At 70.0% G+C, this 1,225-nt stretch carries 1 protein-coding gene; it reads left to right on the top strand.

The genetic code is table 11. The features are described from left to right. Nucleotides 1-601: 601 nt before the first annotated feature. Nucleotides 602-1,225: ribonuclease Z (locus AB0B68_RS32065; RefSeq protein ID WP_357264756.1), on the top strand; the 624-nt coding region annotated here is incomplete at its 3' end.

The following is a 1,225-nucleotide window of genomic DNA, read 5'->3' as shown; positions in this document are numbered from 1 at the left end:
GCTCGACCAGGTGAAGATGGATCGGGTGGAGGAGACCGGCGACTTTCCGCTCCAGATCCGCACCGAGGGTGGCCGCGCCCCGACGGCTGTGCGGCTCCAACCCGTTGCGACCCGTACGGCATGGACGTGTTTCTGGAGCCCATCGCCCGCCACCTCGATGAAGAGGAGTCGCAGCGGGTCGGGCCGGCAGCCGATTCACTGCGGCGAAGATGAGGGCGATGGGGTACGCCGATCCGACCTTCGCCACCTGAGCCACCGCCGTTCGGCCACCCCCGGAGGTGTCCGGGCATTCCCGTTCGGCCTGTGATCGAAATCCGTTGCCGAGCCCGACGAGAACTCGATAACGTGGCCGTACACGTGAAAGGAGGTGGTCCAGACTTGTATAGCAATCGGACTCGTGAGGTGGCTGTCAGCTAGCCGCTGTCCTCGACAGTGATCGGTCTGCCGCGAGGCGGGCAAAAGCACCATCGTCGAGACCGTGTGGCAGCGGTGCGGCGAATCCACGACAGCCACCCGACCCCCGGGGTGCCGGCCAAGTCCAGCCGGCCCGCGCACATGCGCGGAGCGCCCCGGGGGTCGCTCCATATCCGCGGGAGTGGCGATGTCCATGCGCGAGCTTGTGGTGCTGGGGACGGCCAGCCAGGCGCCGACCCGTCAGCGCAACCACAACGGGTACGTGTTGCGGTGGGACGACGAGGTGATCCTCTTCGACCCGGGTGAGGGCAGCCAGCGCCAGCTCCTGCACACCACCGTCACCGCCACCGACCTGACCCGGATCTGCGTCACCCACTTCCACGGCGACCACTGCCTGGGCCTGCCCGGCACCATCCAGCGGCTCTCCCTGGACCGGGTGGCCCACCCGGTCGCTGTGCACTTTCCCGCCGGCGGCGCCGAATACTTCGCCCGACTGCGGTATGCCACCTCGTTCTACGAGACCGCCGAGCTGCGGGTCGAGCCCGTCGAGGCGGACGGGCAGCGGATCGCCCTGCGCTGCGGCACGCTGGAGGCACGCCGGCTCCGGCACCCCATCGAGACGTACGGTTACCGGCTGGTCGAGCCGGACGGGCACCGGATGCTGCCGGAGAAGCTGGCCGCGTACGGCATCGCCGGGCCGGCCGTCGGCGAGCTGATCCGCGTCGGGCACCTGGACGTCGACGGACGCCGCGTCACCCGGGCCGACGTGGGCGTGCCCCGGCCGGGGCAGCGGTTCGCGTTCGTGATGGAC

The sequence above is a fragment of the Micromonospora sp. NPDC049049 genome (assembly GCF_040649115.1).
Lineage (GTDB): Bacteria > Actinomycetota > Actinomycetes > Mycobacteriales > Micromonosporaceae > Micromonospora.
The sequence above is the reverse complement of the archived record's forward strand: the minus strand, read 5'-3'. Positions and strand labels throughout refer to the sequence as shown.